This window comes from Pseudoramibacter faecis, from assembly GCF_036289405.1.
GTDB lineage: Bacteria > Bacillota > Clostridia > Eubacteriales > Eubacteriaceae > Pseudoramibacter > Pseudoramibacter faecis.
Genome location: NZ_JAYFFI010000021.1, coordinates 1 through 12,579 on the forward strand (window position 1 = coordinate 1; position 12,579 = coordinate 12,579).

The following is a 12,579-nucleotide window of genomic DNA, read 5'->3' on the forward strand; positions in this document are numbered from 1 at the left end:
GTGTAAGATGTTTGTAGTGACTCATAGTTTCTCCTTGAATATTGGATGTCTTTGCAAACACCATTATACCAAGGCTATGAGTCATTATTTATTTGTTGCACTTAGATTATAAATTCAGGGACGCAAAAATCGAAAGGGAGATTTGAAATCGTGGAAATACGAAAGCAGGCAGGTCTGCCGCCGGATGCGAGAACCATCCGGCAGACCGTCTTTGTCGATGAGCAGGGCTTTTATGACGAGTTTGATGCGTTGGATAAAACGGCGACCCATCTGGTCGCTATATGAAAACAATCAGGCCGTGGGCTGCTGTCGGTTTTACCAGGACGCGTTCAGGGCCCATCACATCGGACGCATTGCCGTGGTCCGGTCTCATCGCGGGGAAGGTCTCGGTGCGAAAATGGTTACGGCGGTGGAGAAGGTGCTGAGAGGCCGAGGTGTGCCGACACTGCAGCTTTCGGCGCAGGTGCGGGTGCAGTCTTTTTATGAAAAGCTGGAATATACTGCTAAAGGGGAGATTTATCTGGATGAATTTTGCGAGCACATCACCATGGAGAAGGCATTAGCATGAAAATAATGGTTTATTTGCCGATGGCTATGGTGATCGCGTCCAATGTGATCTATCATAATGTGTCAAAAAATACGCCGCCCGATGCGAACCCGATGCTTTCGCTGGCGGGGACGTATCTGGTGAGCTTTATTTGCTGCATGGTTATTTATCTCGTGCTCAGGCCCTACGATTTCCGGACGGATTTCAGGCATTTAAACTGGAGCACCTGAGCGCTGGGAGTGGCCATCATCGGGCTGGAGGCCGGCTATTTTTTGATTTACCGTGCCGGCTGGGCCGTCAGCCAGGCCTCGTTCATCGCGAATATTTGCGTGGCGGTGATTTTGGCGGTGATGGGCGTGCTTTTTTATAAAGAACATCTCGATTTAAAACAAGTGGCCGGCATCGTGTTTTGCCTGATCGGCATCGGCTTGCTTAAATGATGGGCGGTAAGGCCTGCGGATAAAGACAAAGGTATCGCCATCCGATCGGCCGGCATCATAAAAATAACGGATGTCGTCGAAGGCCTTGAGCGCTTCGAAATCTGTGACGGCGTTCTCGGCCATGAAGCGCACCATCTCGCCCCGGGCCATCTTGGCGTAGGTCGCCTTTTGCCGTGGCTTGCCGGCCACAAGATCGGCGAACAGGCAGGTGACGAAACGGTCGCCGGGCATGAGATAAGGGGCGACTGCCTTGGCGTATTCCCTGGAGGCCAGATTGACGATGGTGCGGTCTTTGTCCATCAGGCTGTGATAGAGCGCGTCGCCCCAAAAGGCATAAAGATCGCGATGCGATGCGACGGTAGCTTTTTGGGCCATTTCGAGGCGATAGGGAACAACGCCGTCAGTAGGGGCCAGCACCCCGTAAAGCGCCGATAAAATGCGCAGGTGTTCGGCGAGATAAGCTTCGGCATGCTCGGTGAGGACCAAAGGCGCCATGGTTTGGTATTGAATGCCCTGATAGGCCAAAAGCGCCGGTGTCGGCGCCGTGTCGAGATCCTCGGGGGCGGTGTTTTGCAGCCGTTCGATATTCAGTGCGGCGATGGCGTCATTGCATTGCCAGAGCTTTTGCAGGGCAGCGGGAGATCGGTTCTTTAGCCAGGCGTAAAGGGTTTTGGCCCGATCGAGCAAGATCGGACGCGTAGTGGCAACGGCATCGACAGCCGTTGTCATTTTTTTGGCCGGAGAAATGATGATTTTCATGACGGCTCTCCTGAATACCGCACTTTTTTCGGCAGATCGGCCACGGCCGTTTTAAGGATCGCCGTACATTCGGCGAGATCCGCTTCAATTTGAGGGAGGGACAAATGGCCGATGCGCGCGGCGATATTGGGATATTCGGGGACGGCCGGGGTGATTCTGGCCAGGGCTTCGCGACAACAGGCCAAAGCCCGGGGCAGATCGACGGGGACGCTCAGTTCGTCCCGGGCCATGTCGTCCAGATCATACAGCGCGCAGTGATTGCCCATCTTGGCCGCTTTGACGAAGAGCGCGTGTGCCCGCGGATAATTGACGGGAAGCTCTCGCCCGTAATAATAGCAATAAGTCAGACAAACCGTTCCCCAACTGTCGCCGGCGGCGTCGGCCCGCTCAAACCAGCGGCGTGCAGCCGTATAATCCTGCGCGACGGTAAACCCTTCGTAATACAGACGGCCGAGGAGCATCATCCCCTCGGGATCGTGACACTCGGCAGCCGCGCTGATGGCGGCGTGCAGCTGATTTTTTTCAGCGTCGGTCATCAGCCGGCGATTGTCGCCAAAAAAATGCGCGTGAAAATCGTAATCCGTTGTCGGCATGGCCGCTCCTACTCACCGATGATTTTGATCAGCGCATGCTTGGTGCGTCTGCCATCGAGCTCGTAATAAAAAATCTGCTCCCAGGTGCCGAAGTCCAGACGGCCGTCGGTCACGGCGACAACCACCTCCCGGCCCATGATGGTGCGCTTGAGATGGGCGTCGGCATTATCTTCGTAGCCGTTGTGATCGTATTGGCTGTAAGGCCTTTCCGGCGCGAGTTTTTCGAGCCAGCGTTCAAAATCTCGGTGAAGTCCCGGTTCGTCGTCGTTGATGAACACTGAAGCCGTGATGTTCATCGCGTTGACCAGCACAAGCCCTTCCCGGATGCCGCTTTCGGCCAGTGCCGCCTCGACGTCCGGGGTGATGTTCTTCAGGTCGCGGCGGGTGTCGAAATGAAAAAATAATTCCTTGCGAAAAGATTGCATGACAGACTCCTTTTGAATGCAAATGAAATGGTAATTATTACGTGATTTTTATTATAACATGGGAGGCGATCACTCACGGCCTGTGAACGAAAATAAATACATGCTAAAAATGAGCACCCCCGAATCGTTATGTTATAATGAGACCAATTTAAACGGCGGAGGCCGTTTTTGAATCAAGCATTTAAACGAAGCGTGCGGGTGACCGGGTGCGGTGTGCCGGTTATTGCCGCCGCAGCGTTTACAAAGGAGATAATCACGATGGATATGCAAATGGAATTTTTCAGGAAGATGCCGACACCCCAGGAATTAAAGACAAAATTCCCGCTGAACGCCCGGGTTATCGCGGTTAAAGAAGAACGGGATCAGCAGATTGCCGATATTTTTGCGGGCAAGGACGACCGGCTGCTGCTCATCATCGGGCCCTGTTCGGCAGACAGCGAAGACGCCGTGCTCGATTATCTGTATCGGCTGGCGAAGGTCGCCGATCGGGTGAAGGACAAAATTTTCATTATCCCGCGGGTTTATACCAACAAGCCGCGGACCACGGGCCTGGGCTACAAAGGCATGCTGCATCAACCGGATCCCGACGCGAAGGAGGATATGCTCACGGGGATCATCGCGATCCGCGAGATGCACACCCGCGCCGTGCGCGAAACGGGCTTTACCTGCGCAGAGGAAATGCTTTATCCGGAAAATCACCGCTATCTCTCGGACTTACTGGCCTATGTGGCGGTGGGGGCTCGCTCGGTGGAAGATCAGCAGCACCGCATTGTGGCCAGCGGCATCGGCATCCCGGCGGGGATGAAAAATCCGACCTCCGGAGATATTTCGGTGATGATGAATTCCCTGGTCGCGGCCCAGCACGGACACACGTTTCTCTATCGCGGCTGGGAAGTCAAAACCACCGGCAATCCGCTGGCGCATGCTATTTTACGGGGCTATGTCAATCAATATGGGCGGACCTTTCCCAATTACCATTATGAGGATCTGCAGGGATTGCTCGATGCCTATCACGAAAAGACCGAGCTCCAAAACCCGGCGGTAATCGTGGATACCAACCACTGCAATTCCGGCAAGCGCTGGCAGGAACAAGTGCGCATTGCCAAGGACGTGATGCACAGCTGCCACGTTTCGGCGGACATCAACCATCTGGTAAAGGGATTTATGATCGAAAGCTATCTGAAAGACGGTAATCAGCCCATCGGCGGCGGGTGCTATGGGAAGTCCATCACCGATCCTTGCCTGGGCTGGGATAAATCGGAAGCGTTGATTTATGAATTGGCGGAAATGGTCTGAGGTTTCAAAATCAGCGGCATCGAGAAGCAGTTTCAAAAAGGAAGCTGCTTTTTTGTGAATTGCCGGCAGGCTGTCTTGCGTTGCAAAGATGGCGATGCCAAGATAAAGCCGTCGTGTGTGAAGGCCGATGGCGCATCGGCTTTTCATTAAAAACGATTGAATGATTGAAAGGAATGGTGGAAAAGCTTTGATAGCAGAAAAACAAAACCGGGGAAGCAATCCGCTGGGCTGGAAAAAAATTCCAGCGCTTCTGCAGCAGTTTGCGGTGCCATCGATCATCGCCATGGTCGTCAGTTCGCTTTATAACATCGTCGATCAGATTTTTATCGGTCAGGGCGTAGGCTATTTGGGAAACGCGGCGACCAATGTGGCGTTTCCGATCACGACGATCTGTCTCGCGCTGACGCTGCTCATCGGAATCGGCGGTGCGGCGAATTTTTCTCTGGAGCTTGGGCGGGGCAACGATGCACAGGCAGAAAAGACTGTGGGCACGGTGGTATGGATGGCGGCAATTGTCGGCGTGACGCTGGCGGCGGTGGTCGAGTCGGCCATGACGCCGATGCTTTATGCCTTTGGCGCCACGAAAACCGTGCTGCCCTATGCGCAAAGCTATGTGCGCTTTACTGGACTGGGACTGCCATTTTTGCTGATGACCAACGTGATGAGCAATATGATTCGGGCGGACGGCTCACCGAAATACTCGATGATGTTCATGGTGGTTGGCGCGGTGACCAACACCGTTCTCGATCCGATTTTTATTTTTGGTCTGCATTTGGGCGTCGCCGGCGCGGCCATGGCCACGGCGCTGTCCCAGGTGTTATCCTGCATCATCGCGGTGCGCTATCTTTTCCATTATAAAACGGTGCAGCTGACCCAGGCCTCCTTTGTGCGGCCGAATCTTTGGGACTGCGGACACATTGCGACGCTGGGCATGAGCAACAGCCTCAATCAGGTGCTCTTTGCGTTGGTGCAGGTGATTTTGAACCACTCGCTAACTTATTACGGCGCCCTATCGATTTACGGCACGGATATTCCCCTTTCGGGAGCGGGCATCTGCATGAAAGTCAACGCCATCGTCATCGGGGTGTTCGTTGGGCTTGCCCAGGGATCCCAGCCGATTCTCGGTTTTAATTACGGGGCCCGCCAGTACGGCCGGGTCAAGGCGACTTTTAGCCTCGCGGTGAAATGTTCCTTTATTATTTCGGTCATTGCCTTTGTGGCGTTTCAGTTTTTTCCGAAAACCATCGTGTCTTTTTTTGGTGCGGCGGATAACCGGCTTTATATGCGTTTTACCGTGCTTTTCATGCGCACGTTTTTGTGCACCGTGCTGATCAACGGGGTGCAGCTGCTCTCGTCCAACTTTTTCTCGGCCATCGGTAAGCCCGCCCGAGGCATTGTGCTTTCGCTTTCGCGTCAAGTGCTCTTTTTGATCCCGATGATTTTGATTCTGCCGTTAAAATGGGGGATCGTCGGCATCATGTGGTCGGCTCCTGTGGCCGATCTGGCGGCCTTTGTGCTCAGTCTTCTGCTCGACCGCATTGAATTTCGGAAGATGGATCAGCTTTCGGTGGCTGCGGTGTCATAAAAAGTACAAAAAACCAGCACGCCAAACGTGCTGGTTTTTTGCCCCGGGCATTTTAAAGGCTAGGCGATTTAAAATTGATCGGCGATTTGATAGCCGCGGCCGCGCAGAAAGGCTTCGGCCTCCGGCTCGCTGGTTTTAATCACGGCGATGGGCGTCGCTGCGTGGCGGTCGTAGGAAATATAAAGATAGTCGATATTGATGCGCCCGTCGGAGAGGGCCTTTAAAATTTTGTCGAGGGAGCCGGGATCGTCGGGCATGTGCACCGCGAGCACCTGGTCGAGCCGGCATTGATAGCCTTCGGCTTTAAGCGCGGCGATGGCTTCTTCTGGGCGGTCGACGATCAACCGGACGATGCCGTATTCGGCGGAGTCGTTGGTCAGCATGGTGTTGATGTTGATATCGGCATCGGCTAAAACGGCAGTGATGGCGCGGAGAGCGCCTTTTTTATTTTCGGCAAATAGCGAAACTTGATTGGGCATATTGTCTCCTTCGAAGTGTCGCCGGACTTAGCGGCCGACGGATGAATTGATTGACATTGATTAATGTTATTGTAACACAGAACTTTGCCGGACCATGTTTTTTTGAAATATTTTGCATAAATTGCCAAAGCGGTTAAAATGACGTAAAATAAAAAACGAAGCACAAAAGGCACAAAGGCATCAACTGAGCATAAGAGGAGAGGAGTATTATGAAGCCAGTGATTTTAGCCTGCGGCAATTTGGTTCATTATGTGATGACGGCCCAGCAAAAATGTGGCGCGCACTGCCCGGTGGTGGCCCTGAACATGCGGCTGCACGTGGATCCGCCAAAAAGCGCGAAGCGGCCGTCGACGCCCTGGATCGCCGCACTCCCAAAGACCGGGACACGGTGCTTGTGGCTCAGGGTTATTGCGGCGGCGTTTGGGAGGGGATCGCCGCCCGGCAGAAAATCGTTATCCCGCGTTTTGACGACTGCGTTTCCATCGCCCTGACGACGCCTATCATCCCGATTTGAAGCAGCCCGGCCGCTTTTATATGTTCAATATCCGGTCCGGCTTTTTTCGCCGGAGCGTTTGTATCGCAGCTTGGCGGAAGCGCATGGCCGGGCCAAGGCCCAGGAGCTGTTCGACACTTGGTTCGCCGATTATGATGCGCTGGATGCGGTGGATACCGGCGTGGAGGATCTGACCCGGGAGAGCCCTTCGTCGGCAAGGCGAAACGCGGCGCTGATTTGATGAAGGCTCGGATGCACCCGGTGCCGGGGAGCAATCGTGTTCTGGGAAACTCATCACCGGGCGATGGGACGAGCAGTTCATGGTGAAAGCGCCGGGAGAAACCATCACCCGGGATGATTTTTTAGTGAAAATTGGCAGGCCTACGCCAAGGAGAGATTTTAATTTTGATGAAACTGACCATTGTGGCCATCGGCCGATTAAAAGATAAACATCTGGCGGCGCTTCAGGCGGATTATTGCAGGCGATTGAGGGCCTTTGCCAAATGCGAAGTGATCGAAGTAAAGGACGAGGCTAATTTTCGTGAAGAACGCCCCGGCGAGCGTCAGAAAATCTTGGACCGCGAGGCGAAGCGGGCTCTGGTCAAGATCAAACCGGGGGCCTGGGTGGTTCTGTTGGATCTGCACGGCCATTAGTGGACCTCAGAAGCCTTTGCGAAACAGCTGGCAGCGTGGCAGCTTAAAGCATCGGAGCTGGTGTTCGTCATCGGGGGATCCCTCGGGGTGGGGGAAGCCCTGATCCGACGCGCCGACGTGCGTTGGCAGCTGTCACGTCTGACCTTTACTCATTTGATGACCCGAGTGCTCGCTCTAGAACAGATATACCGAGGCTTGATGATTGACGTAGGCCGGAAATATCACAAATAGGCGGACGTTGCAGAAAAAACAGAAGGAAAAGCATTTTTTGTTTTTCGAATAGACAAGGCTCATTAGATCGGTTATAATCAAATCAGTTTTTAAATTACTGAGATCCATCAAGGAGGAACTTATGAGAAAATACGAATGCACTTTATGTGGTTATATCTATGACGAGGCAGCCGGCGATCCGGACAACGGCATTGCACCGGGCACCAAGTGGGAAGATCTGTCGGAGGACTGGGAGTGCCCGCTGTGCGGCGCCAGCAAAGATGATTTCGAACTCGTCGAAGAATAATTAAAATAGGGCAAATACAATCGGACCGCAGGGAGACCTGCGGTCTTTGTTTGTGCCTCGAATGGAATAGATAAAATAAAAATTAACTGAAAACACCAACGGAATATTGACACCCTTTACAAGTCGTGATAAACTGATGAGAAACAGAATACATCTGGAGATTGAGGAGATGGACGGAAACGCTGAGTCCTGTTTAATAAGTGTATGGTGAAAGAAGTACGCTTATTAAACAGGATTTTTTGTTGGATGTTTTTATCGCCTCAGCACATGGTTGAACAATGAGGAGGGGAGCAATGGCAAAGCATATTCTGATCATGGATCAGGGGACGACGGGATCCCGCGGCGTGATTTATGATGAAAGCGGTCGTGTAGTCGCACTGGATTACAAGGAATACGAACAGTTTTATCCTAAATCCGGCTGGTGGGAACAATCGGCCGAAGAAATCTGGCAGGTCACGCTGGAGACCTCGCGCAATGCTATCGCCAAAGCCGGTCTGGCTGGGGCGGATATCACGGCGATCGGGATTACCAACCAACGTGAAACCACGGTGATGTGGGATAAAAATACCGGCAAACCGGTGTATCACGACATTGTTTGGGGATGCCGGCGGACAGCGCCCATCGTGGAACGGCTGCGCCGGGCGGGGCACAATGCGCTCTTCAATCAGCGGACAGGGTTGGTGCTCGATCCGACCTATTCGGGGACTAAGATCCGCTGGATTCTCGATAACGTGTCAGAAGCCCAGACCAAGGCAAACAACGGCGATTTGAAATTCGGGAACATCGACGCCTGGCTGCTCTGGAATTTAACCTGTGGCCGGGTCCATGCGACAGATTATTCCAACGCGGCGCGGACGCTGGTCTTTAACCCTTATGAAGGTCAATGGGACGACGATCTGCTCAAAGTATTGGCCATTCCAAAGGACATTTTACCGGAAGTCAAAAATTCGGTGGGTCTTTTCGGTATGGCCGATCCCAAGTGGTTTGGTGCGAAAATTCCAATCACCGGGATTGCCGGCGATCAGTCGGCGGCGCTTTTCGGGCAGGCCTGCTTTGATGAGGGTGCGGCCAAGAACACGTACGGGACTTCGGCCGTGCCGCTGATGTTTACCGGTGATAAGGCCCCGCGCACTGCCACCGGCCTGATGACGCTGGCCTGGGGCATCGACGATCAGATCAAGTATTCGATGGGGGCCTCCATTTTAATTGCCGGTCAGGTGGTGCAGTGGCTACGGGACAAGATGCACTTCTTCGGCAAGGCCAGCGAATCCGAAACGATGGCCGCTTCGCTTGCGGATAACGGCGGCGTCTTCTTTGTGCCGGCGTTTACCGGGCTGGGCGCTCCGCACTACAATACCAATGCCCGGGGCATGATCATCGGTGTCACAGCTGACACGACGCAGGAACAAATCACCCGGGCGGCGCTGGAATCCATGGCGTATCAAACCAGAGATCTGCTGGAGGACATGGCCGAAAACTCCGGCATCACTCTCAAGGAGCTCAAGGTGGATGGCGGCGCAGCACAAAACGACTGGCTGATGCAGTTCCAGGCGGATATTCTCAACTGCAGGGTCATCCGGCCGAAAGATATCGAAACGACGGCGCTTGGCGCCTGCTATCTGGCGGGACTCGGCTGCGGGATCTTTAAAAGCATCGATGAAATTCGGGATATGTGGCAGGCCGACAAAATTTTTGAACCGAAGATCGGCGACACCGAGCGGGAACTGCTTTACGACCAATGGCGGTCGGCTGTAGAACGCTCGAAGGACTGGGCCAGAGCATAATTGGATCGAAGAGAAAGAAACGATCGCATGGAAAGCATCGAAAGCGTATTGACGAAGAGATTTACGGTTATTCCGTCAATCAAGCGGCTCGGCGATTTGGCAGCGGCGTTAAAGGGTGATTGTTCGGCTATTTTGCTGACGGGGGCGGATATTGCGAATTTAAAACCGCTGGCGAAAAAAGTACATGCGGCGGGCAAGCAGGTACTCGTCAATATGGAACTGCTCGGTGGGTTCGGGCGCGACCAGGCGGGCATTAAACTGCTGAAGAATTATTATGGCGTAGACGGGGTGATGTCCACCGATAGTAGCCGCCTGGGTATGGCCAGACACGCCGGCCTTTACACCATTCAGCGATTTCTGATCAGCGATTCCCGCGCCCTGGACACCAGCCTGCGCATCCTCAAGGGATCGGCGGCACATGCGGCAGAAATTTTGCCGGCGGTGATCGGCGTGATGATCATTGAGAAACTGCGGCAGGTAGCAGCCATGCCGCTTTTGGCCGGCGGTTTCATTCAAAGCGCGGAGACCTTGGACCAGGTCCGAGCCGCGGGATTTAACGGAGCGACCATCAGTCGCCGGGATTTATGGGATTGGCATTCGAGTGACAACAAAAGAGTGTAACGGAAAAGTTGTGGTGAAATCCTGTTTGATCGGCGTTGTTCGCGGATTAAGCAGGATTTTTTGAACAAAAAGGGAGGAACTATGGGGCAGTATTTATTGGGACTGGATAACGGCGGCACGATGACAAAGGCGGCGCTTTACGACCTGAAGGGGCATGAAGTGGCGGTGAGCAGCCGCAAGACGGCGCTGATCCAGCCGGAGCCCGGCTTTACGGAACGCGACGGGGATGAAATGTGGGCAGCGAATGTCGGGGCGATTCGCTCGGTGCTGGCAGGAGCCGGTGTCTCCGGGGAGGAAGTGCTCGGCGTCGCGGTAACGGGCCACGGCAACGGGCTTTATTTAACCCGGGCCGACGGCATCCCGGCTTACAACGGCATCATCTCTACCGATTCCCGCGGCAAGGAATTTGCCATCGCCTGGAACAGCGACGGCACCTTTGAGCGCATCCTGCCCAAGACGATGCAGTCTTGCTGGGCCGGGCAGCCGACGACGATTCTGCGCTGGTTTATGAAATATCGGCCGGAAGTCCTGGCCGATACCCGCTGGATTTTAATGTGCAAGGATTTTATCCGGATGAAGCTCACCGGGGAGCCCTATGCCGAAATTACCGATTATTCGGGCTCCAGCCTGATGAACGTGCGAGATGTGTGTTACGATAGGGCGCTTTTGGCGGAGATGGGACTTGAATCCATTTATGATAAGCTGCCGCCTCTCAAATACGCCGGGGAAATCTGCGGCCGGGTGACGGAAGAAGCGGCCGGGCTCACCGGGCTTAAAGCCGGGACGTCGGTGGCCGGCGGCAGCATGGATATTCACGCGTCGGCCATGGCCGTGGGCGTCACCGATGAAGGCACCATGTGCGTGGTGGCCGGCACCTGGAGCATCAACGAATACATCAGCAAAAAGCCGGTGGTGGACAAGGATTTATTCATGACCTCCATTGATACGATACCCGGTTATTGGATGATCCTCGAGGGCAGTCCGACCTCGGCCAGCAATCTCGAATGGTTTCTCACGGAGATACTGCGGGATGTGGATTTAAAAGGCAAGGATATCTACGAAGTCTCCAACGCATCGGTTGAGAAAATCGGAGAACAGGATTGCGGTCTGGTGTTTCTGCCCTTCCTCTTCGGGACAAATGTGCACGTCAATGCCAAAGGGGCTTTTGTGGGGCTGCAGTCCTGGCATACCCGGGGCAATATGCTGCGCGCGGTCTACGAAGGGATTGTGTTCAGCCATCGCTATCACATCGAGAAGCTGCTTAAGTATCGCGACAAGCCGGCGCTTATCCGGATGGCCGGCGGCGTGGCGAAATCGGAAATCTGGGTGCAGATGTTTGCTGATGTGTTGCAAACGCCCATCGAGGTAGCGCGCAGCCAGGAATTGGGCGCTTTGGGGGCGGCTATTTGCGCCGGTGTGGCCACTGGGGTGTTTGCGTCCTTTAAAGAAGCGTCGGCGTCGATGGTGGATGTGATGTACACCGCGAAGCCCGACCCGGCGAAGAAGGCGCTTTACGACAAGAAATACGCGCGATACCGCAAAGTAATCGACGTGCTGGACGGCGTCTGGGACGATTGGGACGAATAAAAATCGACGAAAACAGGAAAAGAGGCAATCATGGATCTTAGATTGAACGGGAAAAAAGCGATTGTGACCGGGGCGTCCCGAGGCGTCGGCCGGGCGGTGGCATTGGCCTTGGCGAAAGAGGGCGCGGATCTGGCCGTGGTGGCCGGGCATCTCGACGGGGCGGCTCAAACGGCGGCGGCCTGCGAGACTTTTGGCGTGCGTGCGGTGGCGCTGGCGGCGGACTTTGCCGATGTCTCCGCCGTGACGACGGTGATGGAAAAGGCCCACGAAGCCCTGGGCAAGATGGATATCCTCATCAACAATGCGGGGATTTTTCTGCAGGGATGGTGCCAGGACATCGCGCTCGATGATTGGCAGCGTACCCTGGATGTGAACCTGACGGCAGCCTTTCGCGCGTCTCAGTATTTTGCCAAAGTTAATCTCGCGGCCGGGCGCAGCGGGCGCATTATTAATGTGAATTCTCAGGCGGCCTTTCATGGCTCGACCACCGGCCACGTGCACTACGCGGCGAGTAAGGCCGGCATGGCAGCGATGACCGTTTCGATGGCCAGAGAGCTTTCGCCCAAGGGCATTACGGTGAATGCGGTGGCGCTGGGGATTGTCGAGACGGATATGATTGCGGCGAGCATGGTGGCGCACCCGGGGTATTACGAAAGCCGGATCCCCGTCGGTCATGTGGCGAAGCCCGAAGAAGTGGCCGATGTGATCGTTTTTCTCGCGTCGCAGCCGGCCGCTTATATGACCGGCGCCACAGTGGATGTGACCGGCGGCATGTTGATGCGCTGATGGCAGTGTGATG

Annotated in this window: 17 protein-coding genes and 1 pseudogene; 14 read left to right on the forward strand and 4 right to left on the reverse strand. The window is 54.6% G+C overall.

Annotated features, from left to right (window positions below; genetic code table 11):
- Positions 1 to 150: 150 nt before the first annotated feature.
- From V3C63_RS10460 to V3C63_RS10475, 4 genes are read left to right on the forward strand one after another with little or no spacing between them, the layout of a single operon-like run.
- Complete coding sequence (locus V3C63_RS10460) at positions 151 to 285, forward strand: GNAT family N-acetyltransferase (RefSeq protein WP_329887796.1); 135 nt, start codon at positions 151 to 153, stop codon at positions 283 to 285.
- Positions 233 to 568 (forward strand): GNAT family N-acetyltransferase, encoded by a 336-nt coding sequence (locus V3C63_RS10465; RefSeq protein WP_329887798.1) that lies wholly within the window; start codon positions 233 to 235, stop codon positions 566 to 568. Before V3C63_RS10460 ends, V3C63_RS10465 begins: the two co-directional genes overlap by 53 nt.
- Positions 565 to 777, forward strand: a complete 213-nt coding sequence (locus V3C63_RS10470; protein WP_329887799.1) for a hypothetical protein — start codon at positions 565 to 567, stop codon at positions 775 to 777. Before V3C63_RS10465 ends, V3C63_RS10470 begins: the two co-directional genes overlap by 4 nt.
- 9 nt (positions 778 to 786) lie before the next feature.
- On the forward strand, positions 787 to 987 hold the full coding sequence (locus V3C63_RS10475) for a hypothetical protein (protein ID WP_329887800.1): 201 nt from the start codon (positions 787 to 789) through the stop codon (positions 985 to 987).
- Here V3C63_RS10475 and yaaA read toward each other — a convergent pair.
- From yaaA to V3C63_RS10490, 3 genes are read right to left on the reverse strand one after another with little or no spacing between them, the layout of a single operon-like run.
- Positions 931 to 1,746, reverse strand: a complete 816-nt coding sequence (gene yaaA, locus V3C63_RS10480) for a peroxide stress protein YaaA (protein ID WP_329887802.1) — start codon at positions 1,744 to 1,746, stop codon at positions 931 to 933. The two genes, V3C63_RS10475 and yaaA, sit on opposite strands and share 57 nt — an antisense overlap.
- A complete protein-coding gene (locus tag V3C63_RS10485) occupies positions 1,743 to 2,339 on the reverse strand; it encodes a tetratricopeptide repeat protein (protein ID WP_329887804.1) in 597 nt (198 codons plus the stop codon). The genes yaaA and V3C63_RS10485 overlap by 4 nt, the downstream gene beginning before the upstream one ends.
- An 8-nt stretch (positions 2,340 to 2,347) precedes the next feature.
- Positions 2,348 to 2,764 carry a secondary thiamine-phosphate synthase enzyme YjbQ gene (locus tag V3C63_RS10490; protein WP_329887806.1) on the reverse strand — a complete coding sequence of 139 codons (417 nt, stop codon included), beginning with the start codon at positions 2,762 to 2,764 and terminating at the stop codon, positions 2,348 to 2,350.
- Positions 2,765 to 3,028: 264 nt separating this feature from the next.
- On the opposite strand from V3C63_RS10490, the gene V3C63_RS10495 reads away from it, so the two are divergent.
- Together V3C63_RS10495 and V3C63_RS10500 are read left to right on the forward strand one after the other, a co-directional pair.
- Positions 3,029 to 4,060, forward strand: coding sequence for a 3-deoxy-7-phosphoheptulonate synthase (locus V3C63_RS10495; protein WP_425355387.1), 1,032 nt, complete (start codon positions 3,029 to 3,031; stop codon positions 4,058 to 4,060).
- A gap of 187 nt (positions 4,061 to 4,247) precedes the next feature.
- A complete protein-coding gene (locus V3C63_RS10500; protein ID WP_329887807.1) occupies positions 4,248 to 5,645 on the forward strand; it encodes an MATE family efflux transporter in 1,398 nt (465 codons plus the stop codon).
- A 68-nt stretch (positions 5,646 to 5,713) separates the two neighbouring features.
- On the opposite strand, the gene V3C63_RS10505 is transcribed toward V3C63_RS10500, so the two are convergent.
- Entirely contained in the window at positions 5,714 to 6,124 is a 411-nt protein-coding gene (locus V3C63_RS10505; RefSeq protein ID WP_329887808.1) for an ACT domain-containing protein, read from the reverse strand.
- 271 nt (positions 6,125 to 6,395) lie between these two features.
- Between V3C63_RS10505 and V3C63_RS10510 the strand changes: the two genes are divergently transcribed.
- The 8 genes and pseudogenes from V3C63_RS10510 (at position 6,396) to V3C63_RS10545 (ending at position 12,566) form a co-directional block, all read left to right on the forward strand.
- Positions 6,396 to 6,638 carry a DUF1638 domain-containing protein gene (locus V3C63_RS10510; protein WP_329887809.1) on the forward strand — a complete coding sequence of 81 codons (243 nt, stop codon included), beginning with the start codon at positions 6,396 to 6,398 and terminating at the stop codon, positions 6,636 to 6,638.
- 58 nt (positions 6,639 to 6,696) lie between these two features.
- Entirely contained in the window at positions 6,697 to 6,858 is a 162-nt protein-coding gene (locus tag V3C63_RS10515; protein WP_329887811.1) for a hypothetical protein, read from the forward strand.
- A 167-nt stretch (positions 6,859 to 7,025) separates the two neighbouring features.
- Positions 7,026 to 7,502, forward strand: a pseudogene (locus V3C63_RS10520) (23S rRNA (pseudouridine(1915)-N(3))-methyltransferase RlmH).
- A 121-nt stretch (positions 7,503 to 7,623) separates the two neighbouring features.
- Complete coding sequence (gene rd, locus V3C63_RS10525) at positions 7,624 to 7,788, forward strand: rubredoxin (protein ID WP_329887813.1); 165 nt, start codon at positions 7,624 to 7,626, stop codon at positions 7,786 to 7,788.
- A 293-nt stretch (positions 7,789 to 8,081) separates the two neighbouring features.
- Positions 8,082 to 9,572: a glycerol kinase GlpK gene (gene glpK / locus V3C63_RS10530; protein WP_329887814.1), complete on the forward strand. Its 1,491-nt coding sequence runs from the start codon at positions 8,082 to 8,084 to the stop codon at positions 9,570 to 9,572.
- Between the two features lie 27 nt (positions 9,573 to 9,599).
- Complete coding sequence (locus V3C63_RS10535) at positions 9,600 to 10,193, forward strand: glycerol-3-phosphate responsive antiterminator (RefSeq protein WP_329887815.1); 594 nt, start codon at positions 9,600 to 9,602, stop codon at positions 10,191 to 10,193.
- Positions 10,194 to 10,274: 81 nt separating this feature from the next.
- The gene (locus V3C63_RS10540; RefSeq protein ID WP_329887816.1) at positions 10,275 to 11,780 is read left to right on the forward strand and encodes an FGGY-family carbohydrate kinase; all 1,506 of its coding nucleotides are present in this window, start codon (positions 10,275 to 10,277) and stop codon (positions 11,778 to 11,780) included.
- A 30-nt stretch (positions 11,781 to 11,810) separates the two neighbouring features.
- Positions 11,811 to 12,566 (forward strand): SDR family NAD(P)-dependent oxidoreductase, encoded by a 756-nt coding sequence (locus V3C63_RS10545; protein WP_329887817.1) that lies wholly within the window; start codon positions 11,811 to 11,813, stop codon positions 12,564 to 12,566.
- Positions 12,567 to 12,579: the final 13 nt, after the last annotated feature.

Bases quoted from the DNA above. Each gene is read 5' to 3' on its own strand.
- V3C63_RS10465 (WP_329887798.1), top strand. From the start codon at position 233: ATGACGAGTTTGATGCGTTGGATAAAACGGCGACCCATCTGGTCGCTA.
- V3C63_RS10470 (WP_329887799.1), top strand. From the start codon at position 565: ATGAAAATAATGGTTTATTTGCCGATGGCTATGGTGATCGCGTCCAAT.
- yaaA (WP_329887802.1), bottom strand. From the start codon at position 1,746: ATGAAAATCATCATTTCTCCGGCCAAAAAAATGACAACGGCTGTCGAT.
- V3C63_RS10485 (WP_329887804.1), bottom strand. From the start codon at position 2,339: ATGCCGACAACGGATTACGATTTTCACGCGCATTTTTTTGGCGACAAT.
- V3C63_RS10490 (WP_329887806.1), bottom strand. From the start codon at position 2,764: ATGCAATCTTTTCGCAAGGAATTATTTTTTCATTTCGACACCCGCCGC.
- V3C63_RS10495 (WP_425355387.1), top strand. From the start codon at position 3,029: ATGCAAATGGAATTTTTCAGGAAGATGCCGACACCCCAGGAATTAAAG.
- V3C63_RS10505 (WP_329887808.1), bottom strand. From the start codon at position 6,124: ATGCCCAATCAAGTTTCGCTATTTGCCGAAAATAAAAAAGGCGCTCTC.
- V3C63_RS10510 (WP_329887809.1), top strand. From the start codon at position 6,396: ATGTGGCGCGCACTGCCCGGTGGTGGCCCTGAACATGCGGCTGCACGT.
- rd (WP_329887813.1), top strand. From the start codon at position 7,624: ATGAGAAAATACGAATGCACTTTATGTGGTTATATCTATGACGAGGCA.
- glpK (WP_329887814.1), top strand. From the start codon at position 8,082: ATGGCAAAGCATATTCTGATCATGGATCAGGGGACGACGGGATCCCGC.
- V3C63_RS10535 (WP_329887815.1), top strand. From the start codon at position 9,600: ATGGAAAGCATCGAAAGCGTATTGACGAAGAGATTTACGGTTATTCCG.
- V3C63_RS10540 (WP_329887816.1), top strand. From the start codon at position 10,275: ATGGGGCAGTATTTATTGGGACTGGATAACGGCGGCACGATGACAAAG.
- V3C63_RS10545 (WP_329887817.1), top strand. From the start codon at position 11,811: ATGGATCTTAGATTGAACGGGAAAAAAGCGATTGTGACCGGGGCGTCC.